Consider the following 14,401-nt stretch of genomic DNA (forward strand, 5'->3'; position numbering starts at 1 on the left):
TGCATGAAGGGAACGGATGATGCAAAAAAAATAATTGAGGAAAGTCCATATAGGGTCGAATTGGACGCTTCACTTGAAAAAATTAGTGAGTTGTTGGAAAAACAAGCGATTGAACCAACTGATTTACAATGGACGATCTTGATCAATCATGTGAATGAAATGATCAAACGCTCTAAAGCAAATGAAAAGATGACGGGTGTCGATCCTGCGATGTTTGCAGAGGTATCAAATGAAGCGTTGGAGATTGCTGATCAAGTTGTTCAGCATATTGGTAATTTACCGCAGGACGAAATGTATGTATTATCTATCCATTTTGAATCTGCTAAGCAAAATGAAGCATAAGAAACCAAGGAAGTAAGCAAGATAAAGACGTTCTTATTTTACAAGGACGATGTTTATCTGTTATTAACATAAAAATTGGAGGAATCAATTATGGTAACAGTAGTAATCGCAGATCGTTTAGGAAAAGGCCAAAATGTTGCAAAAGGAGTGGAAGCAGCTGGCGGCAAAGCAGTTGTTGTACCTGGAATGGGTGCAGACATGCGTTTAGGTGATGTGATGCAGCAGGAAAATGCGGATCTTGGCATTTCATTTTGCGGAAGCGGCGGCGCTGGAGCATTGACTGCAGCGACAAAATATGGATATCCGGAACGCCATGGGATGCGTTCAATCGATGAAGGTGTTACAGCGATCAATGATGGAAAAACAGTTTTAGGCTTTGGTTTCATGGATCAAGAAGAATTGGGCAAACGTATCGTTGAAGCCTATATGAAGAAAAACGCTTAATACAACCTGCTGTTTACAGCAAAAAGTTAGGGGAGGAAGTACCGATGGAACAAGTAACAATAAAAAAGAAGCAGGTCATTCAAGTTGAAGGAACAGGTAAGGAAAAAAATCTAGCTTTTGCCAATGCGCTCAATCAAATCCATAATCGAGTCTTAAAAGAGAAAAATGATGTGATCGTACGGATCGAACCTTTAGATATCACTATCCTAAAAGCAGAGCAAGAAACTTTTACGGAACGCTTTCTATTTTTCTTCTTGCCGAGAACACGTGCAGATTATCGCGTATTGCTTGATGTTACAGTTGAAATTACGTTGATCGAAATGGAGACTGTTCCATTCATCGAAAAAAAAGTTTCGGACCCAAATGGTCTTCCTCTTCCCTTTAGAAAAAATAAGAGAATGCATAAGGAGGCAAATTAAATGGATGTGGTAGTTGTTTTACTCAAATCATTATTGATTGGAGGAATTGTTGGTTTTGCAGCAGGTGCTGGCGCAGCGAGAATGTTTCATGCACCAAGTACACAAGGTTTAGGCGCATTTAGAACCCTAGGTGAAATGAATGCCTGTGAAGGAGATGCGGCCAGTCATTTTTCTTTTGGATTAGGCTTCTTCTTCAACGCTTGGGCATCAACTGTGGGTGCGGGAGCTTTTACACAAGATGTGGATCACCGTGTTATTCCCAACTGGGCAGCAGCGGCATTATTGGTCAAAAATAAAAATGTCGCTGAAACAATGCATAACCCTAAGAAAATGGGGATTTCCGGTGCGCTTGTCGGAATGGTTGTTGTTGCATTTTTAAACACGACAGCTTCAGCAATACCGGAATCATTACAAGTGACAGCGGTGGCTGTCTTGGTGCCTGCCGCAAATCTATTGATCAACACAGTGATGCCAGTGCTATTCTGGCTGGCTGCAATCGATGCCGGCAAACGTTCCGGACTTTGGGCAACGATTTTTGGAGGGTTAGCAACAATGATCATGGGCAATGCAGTTCCTGGTGTTGTTTTAGGGATCTTGATCGGTAAAGGTGTTGATGAAATCGGCTGGAACAAAGTAACGAAAAGCATGATGGCAGCAGTTATTTTATTATTTGTCTTAAGTGGCTTCTTCCGAGGCTTTGATTTACAGATGATCGAAAGCTTCCGTTTACAAATTCCGGGCTGGCTGCAAAACATGCATGATGTATTTAGTGTTGGCAATTAGTAAAAGACAAAGGAGAGGAGATATATAATGGAAGAAACAGTAGGCGTAGGATTAGAAGAGAAAAAGAATTTTTGGTTTGCTGACTGGTCATTTCCGATTTTAGTTGGGTTATTATCAGCGGGTGTTTTTGCTGGAACGCATATGTATTTCGAACATGGCGTAGGAGCGTTTAATGAAGTAGCGATCGTTGCGATGTTAAAAGCTGGTATGGATGGTGGTTCTTATGGAGCTGCCGCGGCATTTGGTGCTAGCTTCTTATTTGCACGAATTTTAGAAGGTTCACTTGTTGGGATCTTGGATATTGGCGGAGCGATTTTAACAGGAGTTGGGATTGGTGTTCCTGCGATTTTACTAAGTATGAATATTACCGCACCTGTTGAGAATTTTGCTTTGTCATTACTTACCGGGATGGTTCTTGGATTGATTATCGGTGGTATTATCATCATGATCCGTAAGTTTACGATCAATCAGTCTAATTCAACCTTTGGTGCAGACGTTATGATGGGGGCTGGAAATGCTTCTGGACGTTTCTTAGGGCCTTTGATCATTATCAGTGCATGTGGCGCATCAGCACCAATCGGCATTGGTTCGATTATCGGAGCGGTGATTTTCTACGTATGGAAAAAACCGATTGCCGGTGGAGCAATTTTAGGTGCTATGATCTTTGGTGCAATATTCCCTGTAGATTTACCTAGCTAAAAAGAAATAAAGTTGCACTTTTCTTTTGAAAACCGTTTACATTATAATGTTACTATGTTAGTATGAATTTGAAATAATTTTGCTTTATTTTATACTAATTTTTTGAACGGAGGACAAAAGAAATGAATGGTTTTGTGTTATGGATGGAGCAGCATCTGATGCCTGTTGCCAATAAGTTTGGGTCACAGCGGCATATGGTGGCGATCAGAAAAGGGTTGATCGCAACGATGCCATTAACGATTGTGGGGTCTTTCTTTACTGTATTTCAAAATATTCCGATCGAGGCATATACGAAGTTTATTACGCCTTATTTACCAGTATTGGATATTCCGTCAAGATATACGATGGGGATTTTAGCGTTGTATGCAACATTTGGGATCGCTTCAGCATTAGCGAAAAGCTATAAGTTGGATTCATTAAGCTGCGGGTTGCTTGCATTGATGGCGTTTTTGGTCACAGCCGCTCCTCCAACACGCGTGATGGAAGATGTGACAGATGTGATCAGTGCAGGGCGCTACATTAATTTGGCTAACTTAGGCTCCGCTTCATTATTTGGTGCAATCGTCACAGCATTGATCTCTGTCGAAATTTATCGTTTCTTTATCGTAAAAAATATTACGATCAAAATGCCTGAAGGCGTTCCGCCAGAAGTATCAAATTCATTTATTGCATTGATTCCGGGTGCAGTGATTTTAATGTTATTCTGGGTGATCCGTCACATTTTAGGTTTTGATTTAAATGGATTCTTAAGTACAATCTTGATGCCGCTGAAAGGAATCTTAGCTGGTAATAGCTTATTCGGCGGACTTCTAACTGTTTTCTTGATTTGCTTTTTCTGGGTATTGGGTATTCACGGACCGGCAATCATGGGTCCTGTCATTCGTCCATTTTGGGATATGTCTATCGCAGAAAATGTGGATGCTTTTACTAATGGTGTCAGCGCAAATAATTTACCGAATATTTTCACTGAACAATTCTTACAATGGTTTATCTGGATCGGCGGCGCTGGGACTACACTTGCATTAGTTGTTTTGATGATGTTTTCAAAATCAAAATATTTGAAGAGTTTAGGTCGTTTATCTTTCCTTCCGGGAATTTTCAATATCAATGAACCGATCATTTTCGGAACACCGATCGTGATGAATCCAATTTTAGGGATTCCATTTATCGTAGCACCATTAGTGACTACGACACTTTCTTATTTCTTGACGATCAGTAATGTAGTGCCGATGATGATGGCACGTCTAGGATTTGCTTTTCCAGCCCCGATCGCGGCTTGGATGAGTACCAACTGGAGCATTACTGCAGCACTGCTTGTTTGTGTTAATTTCGTGATTACTTTGGCAATCTACTACCCGTTCTTCAAAGTATATGAAAAACAACAATTAGATAAAGAAGCAGAAGAACTAGCAGCAGAGCAAAAAGCAAAAGAAGCTGTTTAATCTAAAAGAGAGGGAGGGTAGTAAAGGAACTACCCTCTTCGGTGTTTAATTATGATGATTTGGTTTATAGTATTTTTCATTGCAAGCCAAATAATGATCGAAAAAAACTGGTTGCCTAAAAAGATTCTTAAGCTGAGATTACTGCCTTTGTGTGCGGTATCGATCGCAATGATTATACTGGCGATCATAGTAGGGATCATGAGTCACTCCCCGATCTTTGTGGTAGGATCGATGACGATCTTATGCGGCTCGCTTATTTCTTGGCGTTACAGAACTTTTGGCGCTGGGGTATTAGAGAAAAATGAAAAATCGGAAGTAAGAAACTAAACAAGAGCAAGTACTTAGAGCGGAGGAAACAGTAATGAAACGAGCGTTAGGTGTATCAGTTTATCCAGACCATAGCGATATAGAAAAGGACAAAGCTTATTTGAAGAAGGCAAGCGAATGTGGATTTTCACGGATTTTTATGAGTATGCTGGAGGTAACCGAAGGAAAAGAAGTCGTGAAAGAAAAATTCAAATCATTGATTGGTTATGCGAAAGGATTGGGTTATGAAACGATTCTGGATGTAGCACCGAATATTTTTGATGAATTAGAGATTTCTTACGATGACCTGACCTTCTTTGCTGAAACAGGTGCTGATGGAATTCGTTTAGATGCAGGTTTCGATGGAAATAAAGAAGCAAAATTGACGTACAATCCTTTCGATTTAGCGATCGAGCTGAATATGAGTAACGATGTCGCTTACTTAGACAATATTTTGACTTATGAAGCAAACGTGCCGTTTTTATACGGGTGTCATAATTTTTATCCGCAGGAAGGAACGGCATTGCCTTATGATTTCTTTGAGCGTTGTAGTGTTCGCTTCAAAAAACAGGGAATTCGGACAGCTGCTTTCATCAATTCTCAAGCTGGAGTCATTGGTCCCTGGGATGTAAATGATGGGTTACCAACACTGGAAATGCACCGCCATTTACCTGTAGAAGTACAAGCGAAACACTTATTTGCTACTGGATTGATCGATGATGTGATCATCGGCAATGCGTATGCATCTGATGAAGAATTAGAAGCATTAGGTCAGTTGAATCGCTACCAGCTTGCATTGGCAATTGAATTTACCAAAGAAGCTAGTACAGTTGAAAAAGAGATTACGTTGACGGAGCAGCATTTTAGACGTGGCGATATCACAGATCAGGTGGTTCGTTCAACGGAGGTACGTAAAAAATACAAAAATGAAGCGAATCCAGCACATGATAATACACAAGCCTTTCAAATCGGTGATGTTGTCATCGGAAATGATGCGTTTGGGAAATACAAAAATGAACTGCAAATTGTTTTACAGCCGCATACCGATGACCGTAAAAATAAAGTAGGGAAAATAACAGAAGATGAATTGTTGTTATTGGATTTTGTAAAACCCTGGACAAAATTTAGATTTATAGAAAAGTAGGGGATAAAATGAGTTACGACTTAATCATAAAAAACGGCTTGACGATCAATGGTGATCCGATAGAAATAGCTATCAGTGACGGGAAAATAGTAAAAGTGTCGGAAAAGATCGAAGCAGACAGTAAAGAACAGATTGCACTGGACGGACAAACATATGTATCTGCAGGCTGGATCGATGATCATGTTCATTGCTTTGAAAAAATGACCTTGTACTATGATTTCCCGGATGAAATCGGTGTGAAAAAAGGCGTAACGACAGTTATTGATGCCGGAACGACAGGCGCTGAAAATATTCATGAGTTTTATGACCTTGCCAAACAAGCGAAAACCAATGTCTATGCCTTGGTCAACATCTCAAAATGGGGTATTGTTGAGCAAGATGAATTAGCTGATTTAAGCAAAGTGAAAGAAGAACTGGTTCATAAGGCACTGACAGAATTACCAGATTTTGTGGTAGGGATCAAAGCAAGAATGAGTAAAACTGTGATTGGTGAAAATGGGATCACACCTTTGGAGATGGCTAAAAAAATTCAAAAAGAGAATAATGGTCTACCGTTGATGGTGCATATTGGCTCTGCTCCGCCTGAATTAGATGAAATTTTAGCACATATGACTAAAGGGGATGTCTTGACTCACTGCTTTAATGGCAAACCAAACGGCATTTTGGACAAAGAAAGTGATAAGATCAAAGATTTTGCATGGGCTGCTTATGATAAAGGGGTTGTTTTTGATATTGGTCACGGTACAGACAGCTTTAATTTCCATGTAGCAGAAACTGCGCTAAAAGAGGGGATGAAGGCATCTTCGATCAGTACTGATATTTATATTCGTAACCGTGAAAATGGGCCTGTCTATGATTTAGCTACAACGATGGAAAAATTACGTGTTGTAGGCTATGAGTGGCCGGAGATCATTGAAAAAGTCACAGATGTACCAGCTAAAAATTTTCATTTTGATACAAAAGGTCATCTAAAAGAAGGCTACGATGGTGATATCACGATTTTCACGATTGAAGAAGGACAAAAAATATTGACTGATTCAAATGGTTTCATACGAGAAGCAAAAGAATTGATCACACCAGTAAAAACAATCATTGGAGGCACCGTTTATGACAATTAGCTATGAAAAATTCAATCTAAAAGAAGTCATCAATGCATCCGGAAAAATGACTATTCTGGGTGTGTCAAAAGTTTCCGAAAATGTCTTAGCTGCTCAACGCTTCGGTGGAGAACACTTTTTTGAAATGAGTGAGCTGAGTATCCAGACAGGAGCTTATCTGGCTAAGCTATTGAAGGTGGAAGATGCGCAGGTCGTTTCTTCTGCTTCTGCAGGAATCGCACAAAGTGTGGCGGCGCTGATCGGTGAAGGCTCTGTGTATCATGCGTATCATCCTTATACCGATAAAGTGGCCAAACGGGAAATCATTTTACCTAAAGGACATAATGTCGATTATGGTACGCCTGTCGAAGTGATGGTGGAACAAGGCGGCGGTCATGTGGTCGAAGCTGGCTATGCCAATATGTGTACACCAGAGCATATTGAAATGATGATCACGGAGCAGACAGCGGCGATTTTATACATTAAAAGTCATCACACTGTCCAAAAAAGTATGCTAAGCGTAAAAGAAGCAGCAACAGTCGCACAAAAACACAAACTGCCGTTGATCGTTGATGCAGCGGCGGAGGAAGACTTGTTCAAGTATATCGAAGCTGGCTCTGATCTAGTGATCTACAGCGGAGCTAAAGCCATTGAAGGACCAAGTGCTGGTCTAGTGATCGGTAAAAAAGACTACATCGACTGGCTGCGGCTGCAAGGCAAAGGCATTGGTCGTGCTATGAAGATCGGTAAGGACAATATCTTAGGTTTCACTCAAGCTGTAGAAGATTACGTGAAAAACGGCAGTGAATCCGGTGAGTCGATGCAAGCCCGACTAACGCCTTTCATTGAAGCCTTGAACCAAATAGATCATATCAAAGCAAGTATCGTTCAAGACGGTGCAGGACGTGATATTTACAGAGCAAGCATCAAAGTGACAGGTGCTAAATCAGCAAAAGAAGTCATCCAAGCGTTAAAAGCGGAAAGTCCCGCTATTTATACCCGAGAATATCAAGCCAACAATGGGATCATCGAATTCGATATTCGTTCGGTCAACGAAACAGAAATGAACAAAATCGTGACTCGTTTAACAGAGATCATGAACTAAATCACTTATATAGAGGAGAGAATTAAACATGTCATTAACCCCAAATTATTTAGAAGACCGTATTTGTTTGAATGTATTAGCCAACTCAGTAGAAAACGCCAAAGCGTGCTATGAAGCTGCAGACGGCCACGTGATCTTAGGTGTATTATCTAAAAACTATCCGACAGATGAAGCTGCGATCGAAGATATGAAAAAATATGCAGCTGAAACAAACAACGCTTTATCCGTTGGTCTAGGTGCAGGAGATCCAAATCAAAGCCAAATGGTCAGCCGAATCTCAGCAGAATTACAACCACAGCATGTCAACCAAGTTTTTACAGGAGTAGGCACTTCTCGTGCTTTACTAGGTCAAAATGACACGATCGTCAATGGTTTAGTATCTCCAACAGGGAAAGTTGGGATCGTGAATATCGCAACAGGTCCGCTAAGCTCACAAGCACCAGCAGGAGAAGTACCGATCGAAACAGCGATCAAATTACTTCAAGATATGGGCGGCAGCTCGATCAAATATTTCCCAATGAAAGGTTTAGCACACATCGAAGAATACAAAGCCGTAGCAGAAGCCTGTGCAAAATATGATTTTTACTTAGAGCCTACAGGCGGGATCGATTTAGAAAACTTTGAAGAAATCGTTCAGATCGCAGTTGATGCAGGTGTGAAGAAAATTATTCCACACGTTTACAGCTCGATCATCGATAAAGAAACGGGCGACACTAAACCAGAAGATGTGAAGACCTTACTAAGCATGATGAAAAATACGTTGAAAAAATAAACGCGCAATGAACTTGTTCGACACTGATCGTAAAATGGAAAGAGAGCGGGTCAAAACTAAAAATCAGTTTTGATTCGCTCTTTAAACCCAAATAAACGGTGAATAAAAACAGCTCCTCCTTATTTCTCGGAGTGAAGCACTTTTATCTTATCTTCGTATGTTGAACATTTAGTTTGGCATACGATGAGATTCAAATTGAGTGCTGTCTTAGTTCATAACGCTGGAAAGTAGGCAAAAACAGAATGAAAATAGCGGCTTTTGGTGAAGTGATGATGCGTTTAACACCGCCCGAATATTTAATGTTGGAACAAACAAAAGAGTTACGTCTGGATTTTACTGGTACAGGTGTCAATATTCTAAGTAATTTAGCTCATTTTGGCTGTCAAACAAGTTTGATCACAAATCTGCCAGACAATCGTTTAGGTGATGCGGCTAAAGCAAGTATTCGTCAACTAGGGATTCAAGATCACTGGGTGGGTAGCTTTGGCGATCATATTGGTTCTTATTTTGCAGAGATGGGCTTCGGTATAAGACCGACACAAGTAACTTATCAGAATCGGCGGAGCAGCTCGTTTGGAAAAAGTGATGCGGAGGCTTATGATTTTGCTTCGTTTCTAGAAGAAATTGATTTAGTGCATATTTGTGGGATTGCCTTGAGTTTGACGGATGAAACCCGTAATGCAGCTTTTGATTTAGCTAAAAAGGCTCATGAAAAAGGAGTAAAAGTCTGTTTTGATTTTAACTTCCGTCCTAGCTTGAATGAAGAGCATGGGGTTTTATTTATGCGGGAACAATATGAGAAAATTTTACCTTATTGTGATCTAGTTTTCGGCAGTCAACGTGATTTGACCGATTTGTTAGGAATGGAATTGACGGAGTCTCTAGCACCTTCACAACAGTTTGAAGTGATCGTTCATGAATTTATGGCTAAATACGGCATTGCTCATTTTGCTGGAACTTTCCGCCAAAGTGAAGGAGACAAACATTATTTGTCAGGATTTTTAGCTGACTCTGAAACCATTGTTCAAGCAAAACCAAGAGAAATCATCAATTTAGATCGAATTGGTGCTGGAGACGGTTATGCAGCCGGCATTTTGCTTGGTGTTGTTGAAAATTGGTCTTTAGAGGAAAGTGTGGCGTTTGCGACAGTGAATGGTGTTTTAGCTCATACGATTCAAGGAGATGTACCATTAACCACACGAAAACAAGTAAAACATATCATGGAGCATCCAACGATCGATCTGATTCGTTAGTGAAGTATTTAAGGATAAGAGGAAGCCTTTCTTGTAATGGACTGCATTCCTACTTATTAAATTTTTAGAGCACCATTCAAAACGGATATTTCGTTCTGAACGGTGCTCTTTTAATCTAGTCTTTTTTTCATTATAATAAGATAGAAATGATAAGTCTCTAAAGTAATATAGCGAAACCATTTACGGATAACAGATAAATTGTTATGCTTAGGAGGCGAGTGCTGTTGAGATGTGACATGTTCGTATGAAAATAAAACTGGCTACAGGAGGAGATCGATATGACCGATGAAAATATTTGGAAAGCTCTGAACGATGATGTTTTAAAAGATAGTATTCGCAAACGACCAGGTATGTACATTGGCGGAATTGGTCCAACTGGTTTGGAAAGTATGGTACTGCAGGTTTTAGATCATCTATTGCAGTTAGCCGTAGATATACAGCAGGCTGAACTATCTATTGAATTATCAGAAAAACAATTTATCTTTTCTTTTTTCAGCAAGAAAGGCTTACTTTTAAATAAACAGCCGGAAGAACAATATACACCGCCTTATCTATTTTTATCCGTAGTAAATGCCTTATCCGAGCAGTTGGGGTTTGGTGTGGAAAAATTAGGGAAGCGTACGATCCAGATCTATCAAAATGGTGAACTGAGCAAAAAAGCATTGATTCCTTCTGAGGATGAGGGACAGCGGATCGAGCTGGCGTTTACCCCTGCGGAAACTTTTTTCGGCGATAAGCAATTATCTTATTTTATTTTATTTAATCGCTGTCAAGAGTTAGCGATGCTAAACAGCGGCTTGACGATTTCTCTGACAGACGGGAAGAAACAGAAAAATTATTTCCACTATAAAAAAGGTCTTGAAGAATATATTTTTCAAAAGGATGACAGTATCACACGAGGCAGTACACCTCTTTCGATCAATACAGTCAGTGAAGGTGTAACGATTCAGGCAGTCATTTCAAAAAATGGGTCAACAAGTATCAAAGATAGCTTTGTCAATGGCCATTTTCCTGCGGACGGCGGGACTCATTTAGATGGATTTATCGATGGAACAGTAGATGCAGTTAATCAGTTTTTGAAGGAAACAAATCGTCTGCAGTATTTGACCGCAGAAAATTTTCCTGAACGTTTTGATATAGTATTATCGATTCGCTTGAAGCGTCCAAGATATACAGGGGCAGTCAAGAAAAAAATCAGAAACCCTGAACTATATAAAATCGTTAAAGAAGCTGTTTTTGCTGAAGTTGCTACTTTCTTAAAACGTCATCCAAGCTGGTATTTGAATTAATGAAAAGAAGGAAAGTCCATGAAAATTTTTATTGATGGTGATGGCTCACCAGTGAAAGATACAGCCATTTCAGTTGCGCAGATGTATGAGATCGAGGTTGTGATCGTGACAAGTATCGATCATTATTCATTAAAAGAATATCCAAAAAATGTTTCTTTTACATACGTTGATAAAGGAGCAGATGCAGCAGATTACAAAATCGTGCAATTGATCAAATCTGGAGATATATTAGTGACACAAGATTATGGTTTGGCTTCATTGGTTTTACCTAAAGGCGTGCGTGTGTTACATCAAAGAGGCACTGAATATACAGCAGAGACGATCGATGGGCTGTTGGAGCAGCGTTACTTTAGTGCAAAGGTTCGTAAAAGCGGCGGGCGTACGAAAGGACCAAAACCATTTACTCAAATAGATCGAGACGCATTTAGACAAAAATTGATCACATTGCTTGAAGAAGTTGTTTAAGGAATGAATAAGGCATTGAGAAAAAATGTCTTATTTTTATTTATTTCGCTATTTGTTTCTATTCGGGTTGCGGGTTTTATGCTAAAATATGAAAGAGCAGTTTTGCCTGTTTTTTTAAATCTATGAATATATGAAGAATTTTAGGAGGAAGAGCATTTGAAGATTACTTTGCTATATGGTGGGAGAAGTGAAGAGCACGATGTTTCGATATTATCTGCCTATTCTGTTTTAAATGCGATTTATTATAATTACTATCAAGTTCAACTGGTTTATATTAGTAAAGCGGGTGAGTGGGTCAAAGGACCATTACTTTCAGAAAAGCCAGAGAGTGAAGAAGTCTTGAAATTAACTTGGTCGGACAGTGGCGAAGTAGACAAATGGGGAGAGTTCACAGGGAAAGTTATCCTGCCTTGCGAAATCAAAGAAGAAGATACGATCGTTTTCCCGGTACTTCATGGACCGAATGGCGAAGACGGAACTATCCAAGGCTTTTTAGAGACGATAGGAATGCCGTATGTCGGCGCTGGTGTTTTGGCTAGTGCTAATGCAATGGATAAGATCATGACCAAATATCTACTGCAAACAGCTGGAATTCCACAAGTTCCTTTTGTACCAGTATTGAAAAGTAATTGGAAAGAAAATCCTAAAAAAGTTTTTGAGCAATGTGAAGGCTCATTGATTTATCCTGTTTTTGTGAAGCCGGCAAATATGGGATCAAGTGTAGGGATCAGTAAAGCTGAAAATCGTGAAGAACTGCAAAATGCTTTGGAAGAAGCATACCGCTATGACTCTAGGGCGATCGTTGAGCAAGGGATCGAAGCGCGTGAAATCGAAGTAGCGATTTTAGGAAATGAAGATGTGCGGACGACCTTGCCGGGAGAAATCGTGAAAGATGTTGATTTTTATGACTATAATTCAAAATATATCGACAATCAAATCACTATGCAGATTCCAGCAGAAGTCCCAGAAGAAGTTCATCAAAAAGCACAGGAATTTGCTAAAAAGGCCTATACGATCTTAGACGGCAGCGGCTTAAGCCGATGTGATTTCTTTTTGACTAGTAAAAATGAACTCTTTTTGAATGAGTTGAATACAATGCCGGGATTCACAGAATTTAGCATGTACCCGCTATTGTGGGAGAATATGGGCTTGAAATATAGCGATCTGATCGAAGAATTGATCCAGTTAGCTTTGAACCGCTTTAAGCAAAGACAAAGCTTTTACGAAAGATAATAACTTTAAAGGGAGGGGGTAAAACGTTGGACGTCTTATCTCAGCCCTTTTATAGTGAAGAAAGCAATTGCAGGAAGGAAAAAAATCAATGAAACTAACTTTTTGGGAGGCAGCAGAAGCTGTCAAGGCAGAAAATGATTGGAAGCAATGGGCAGATTTTGAATTGACAGGACTTGAATTTGATAGTCGTTTGATTACAGCGGGGAATTTATTTGTTCCTTTAAAAGGAGCGAATGATGGACACTCATTTATCTCAAGTGCCGTAGAAAAAGGAGCAGGGGCTGCTTTTTGGAGTAGAGCAGATGATGTACCTGTTGATTTACCTTTTCTTAAGGTTTCTGATACGCTAAAGGCAATGCAGGATCTGGCTGTTTACTACTTAAAGAAGATGACACCAACAGTAATTGCAGTGACTGGAAGCAATGGAAAGACAACGACAAAAGATATGACAGAAGCTGTTTTATCTCAGCAATTCAAGACGTATAAAACACAGGGGAATTATAATAATGACATCGGTCTGCCTTATACTATTTTACATATGCCCGATGAAACAGAAAAACTGATTTTAGAAATGGGTATGGATCATGCACATGAAATTGATTTTCTCTCAACATTAGCTCAGCCGGAAGTTGCTGCGATCACAATGATCGGTGAAGCTCATATCGAGAATCTAGGTTCAAGAGCTGGAATTGCCCAAGCAAAAATGGAAATCACTGTAGGCTTAAATAAATCAGGTTTATTGTTGATACCAGCTGAAGAGCCGTTATTGTTACCTTTGATCAATGGATTGCCTCAGACGATCAAGACCTTTGGTTGGCATGATGCCGACTGTCAGGCTGAAATCGTCACGGAACAAAAAGAACAAAGCACATTTAAAATAAAAGGCTCCGATACATTATTTACGATACCTGTTCCAGGTAAATATAATATTGGGAACGCTCTGATCGCGATTAGTATTGGTCAGTGGTTCGGTCTTGCAGAAGAAAAAATCCAAGCAGGTTTAGCAAACTTCAAGCTAACGAAAAATCGAACAGAATGGTTGAAAAATCAACAATCTGTTGAAATATTGAGTGATGTTTATAACGCGAATCCAACTGCGATGAATTTAGTTTTAGATAGCTTCAGCCAAATGGCGACTTCTGGAAAACGTGTAGCAGTTCTGGGAGATATGCTGGAATTAGGTCCTGATTCCGCTGCGATGCATGCTTCTGTCAGTGAACATTTAAATCCAAATGAAATTGCTGAAGTTTTACTTTATGGGACTGAAATGAAGGCATTGTACAATGCGTTGAAGAAAAACTATCCTGAAAATAAAGTCTATTACTTTTCTAAGGAAGAAAAAGACAGCTTGATCGATACACTGCAATCGATCCTAAAAGCTGAAGATATGGTTGTCTTAAAAGGAAGTAATGGTATGGGCTTAAATGAAGTTGTGGAACAATTGATGAAAAGTTAGCAAGCTTTCATAAAACTTGCTGAAAACGCAAAACTATGCTAAAATAACCTATTGCCGAAAGATCGAAGTAAAGTAATGGAATACGCTTCTATATAAGAAGGAATTCTATTTATAATAAAGATTAAAAAAGCTGAACGACGTCGTTTGGCTTT

General features: G+C 39.6%; 16 protein-coding genes. All 16 read left to right on the plus strand.

Features of this window, described 5'->3' with window-relative positions:
• Positions 1 to 3 precede the first annotated feature (3 nt).
• The gene (locus H3T55_RS04545) at positions 4 to 342 is read left to right on the plus strand and encodes a PRD domain-containing protein (protein ID WP_225533534.1); all 339 of its coding nucleotides are present in this window, start codon (positions 4 to 6) and stop codon (positions 340 to 342) included.
• Positions 343 to 432: 90 nt separating this feature from the next.
• Complete coding sequence (locus tag H3T55_RS04550; RefSeq protein ID WP_069664660.1) at positions 433 to 786, plus strand: glycine-rich SFCGS family protein; 354 nt, start codon at positions 433 to 435, stop codon at positions 784 to 786.
• A gap of 44 nt (positions 787 to 830) precedes the next feature.
• Positions 831 to 1,205 (plus strand): DUF4312 family protein, encoded by a 375-nt coding sequence (locus H3T55_RS04555; protein ID WP_225533535.1) that lies wholly within the window; start codon positions 831 to 833, stop codon positions 1,203 to 1,205.
• The gene (locus H3T55_RS04560; protein WP_225533536.1) at positions 1,206 to 1,988 is read left to right on the plus strand and encodes a DUF4311 domain-containing protein; all 783 of its coding nucleotides are present in this window, start codon (positions 1,206 to 1,208) and stop codon (positions 1,986 to 1,988) included.
• Positions 1,989 to 2,015: 27 nt separating this feature from the next.
• A complete protein-coding gene (locus H3T55_RS04565) occupies positions 2,016 to 2,687 on the plus strand; it encodes a DUF4310 family protein (protein ID WP_087640851.1) in 672 nt (223 codons plus the stop codon).
• A gap of 122 nt (positions 2,688 to 2,809) precedes the next feature.
• Positions 2,810 to 4,129 (plus strand): PTS sugar transporter subunit IIC, encoded by a 1,320-nt coding sequence (locus H3T55_RS04570; protein WP_087640852.1) that lies wholly within the window; start codon positions 2,810 to 2,812, stop codon positions 4,127 to 4,129.
• Between the two features lie 93 nt (positions 4,130 to 4,222).
• A complete protein-coding gene (locus H3T55_RS04575) occupies positions 4,223 to 4,456 on the plus strand; it encodes a hypothetical protein (RefSeq protein ID WP_225550105.1) in 234 nt (77 codons plus the stop codon).
• 34 nt (positions 4,457 to 4,490) lie between these two features.
• A complete protein-coding gene (locus H3T55_RS04580; RefSeq protein ID WP_087640854.1) occupies positions 4,491 to 5,579 on the plus strand; it encodes a DUF871 domain-containing protein in 1,089 nt (362 codons plus the stop codon).
• 8 nt (positions 5,580 to 5,587) lie between these two features.
• Positions 5,588 to 6,697, plus strand: coding sequence for an amidohydrolase/deacetylase family metallohydrolase (locus H3T55_RS04585; RefSeq protein WP_225533538.1), 1,110 nt, complete (start codon positions 5,588 to 5,590; stop codon positions 6,695 to 6,697).
• Positions 6,687 to 7,781: a DgaE family pyridoxal phosphate-dependent ammonia lyase gene (locus H3T55_RS04590; protein ID WP_225533539.1), complete on the plus strand. Its 1,095-nt coding sequence runs from the start codon at positions 6,687 to 6,689 to the stop codon at positions 7,779 to 7,781. The genes H3T55_RS04585 and H3T55_RS04590 overlap by 11 nt, the downstream gene beginning before the upstream one ends.
• Before the next feature lie 28 nt (positions 7,782 to 7,809).
• The gene (gene dagF, locus H3T55_RS04595; RefSeq protein WP_225533540.1) at positions 7,810 to 8,553 is read left to right on the plus strand and encodes a 2-dehydro-3-deoxy-phosphogluconate aldolase; all 744 of its coding nucleotides are present in this window, start codon (positions 7,810 to 7,812) and stop codon (positions 8,551 to 8,553) included.
• A 242-nt stretch (positions 8,554 to 8,795) separates the two neighbouring features.
• Positions 8,796 to 9,806 (plus strand): sugar kinase, encoded by a 1,011-nt coding sequence (locus tag H3T55_RS04600; protein ID WP_225533541.1) that lies wholly within the window; start codon positions 8,796 to 8,798, stop codon positions 9,804 to 9,806.
• Positions 9,807 to 10,084: 278 nt separating this feature from the next.
• Entirely contained in the window at positions 10,085 to 11,095 is a 1,011-nt protein-coding gene (locus tag H3T55_RS04605) for a hypothetical protein (protein ID WP_087640859.1), read from the plus strand.
• Positions 11,096 to 11,113: 18 nt separating this feature from the next.
• Positions 11,114 to 11,560 carry a YaiI/YqxD family protein gene (locus tag H3T55_RS04610; protein WP_087640860.1) on the plus strand — a complete coding sequence of 149 codons (447 nt, stop codon included), beginning with the start codon at positions 11,114 to 11,116 and terminating at the stop codon, positions 11,558 to 11,560.
• Positions 11,561 to 11,716: 156 nt separating this feature from the next.
• Positions 11,717 to 12,793: a D-alanine--D-alanine ligase gene (locus tag H3T55_RS04615; protein ID WP_087640861.1), complete on the plus strand. Its 1,077-nt coding sequence runs from the start codon at positions 11,717 to 11,719 to the stop codon at positions 12,791 to 12,793.
• Between the two features lie 88 nt (positions 12,794 to 12,881).
• Complete coding sequence (locus tag H3T55_RS04620; RefSeq protein WP_225533542.1) at positions 12,882 to 14,249, plus strand: UDP-N-acetylmuramoyl-tripeptide--D-alanyl-D-alanine ligase; 1,368 nt, start codon at positions 12,882 to 12,884, stop codon at positions 14,247 to 14,249.
• Positions 14,250 to 14,401 lie beyond the last annotated feature (152 nt).

Source organism: Enterococcus sp. S22(2020) (genome assembly GCF_020295385.1).
In the GTDB taxonomy this organism is placed as follows: Bacteria; Bacillota; Bacilli; order Lactobacillales; family Enterococcaceae; genus Enterococcus_L; species Enterococcus_L dunnyi.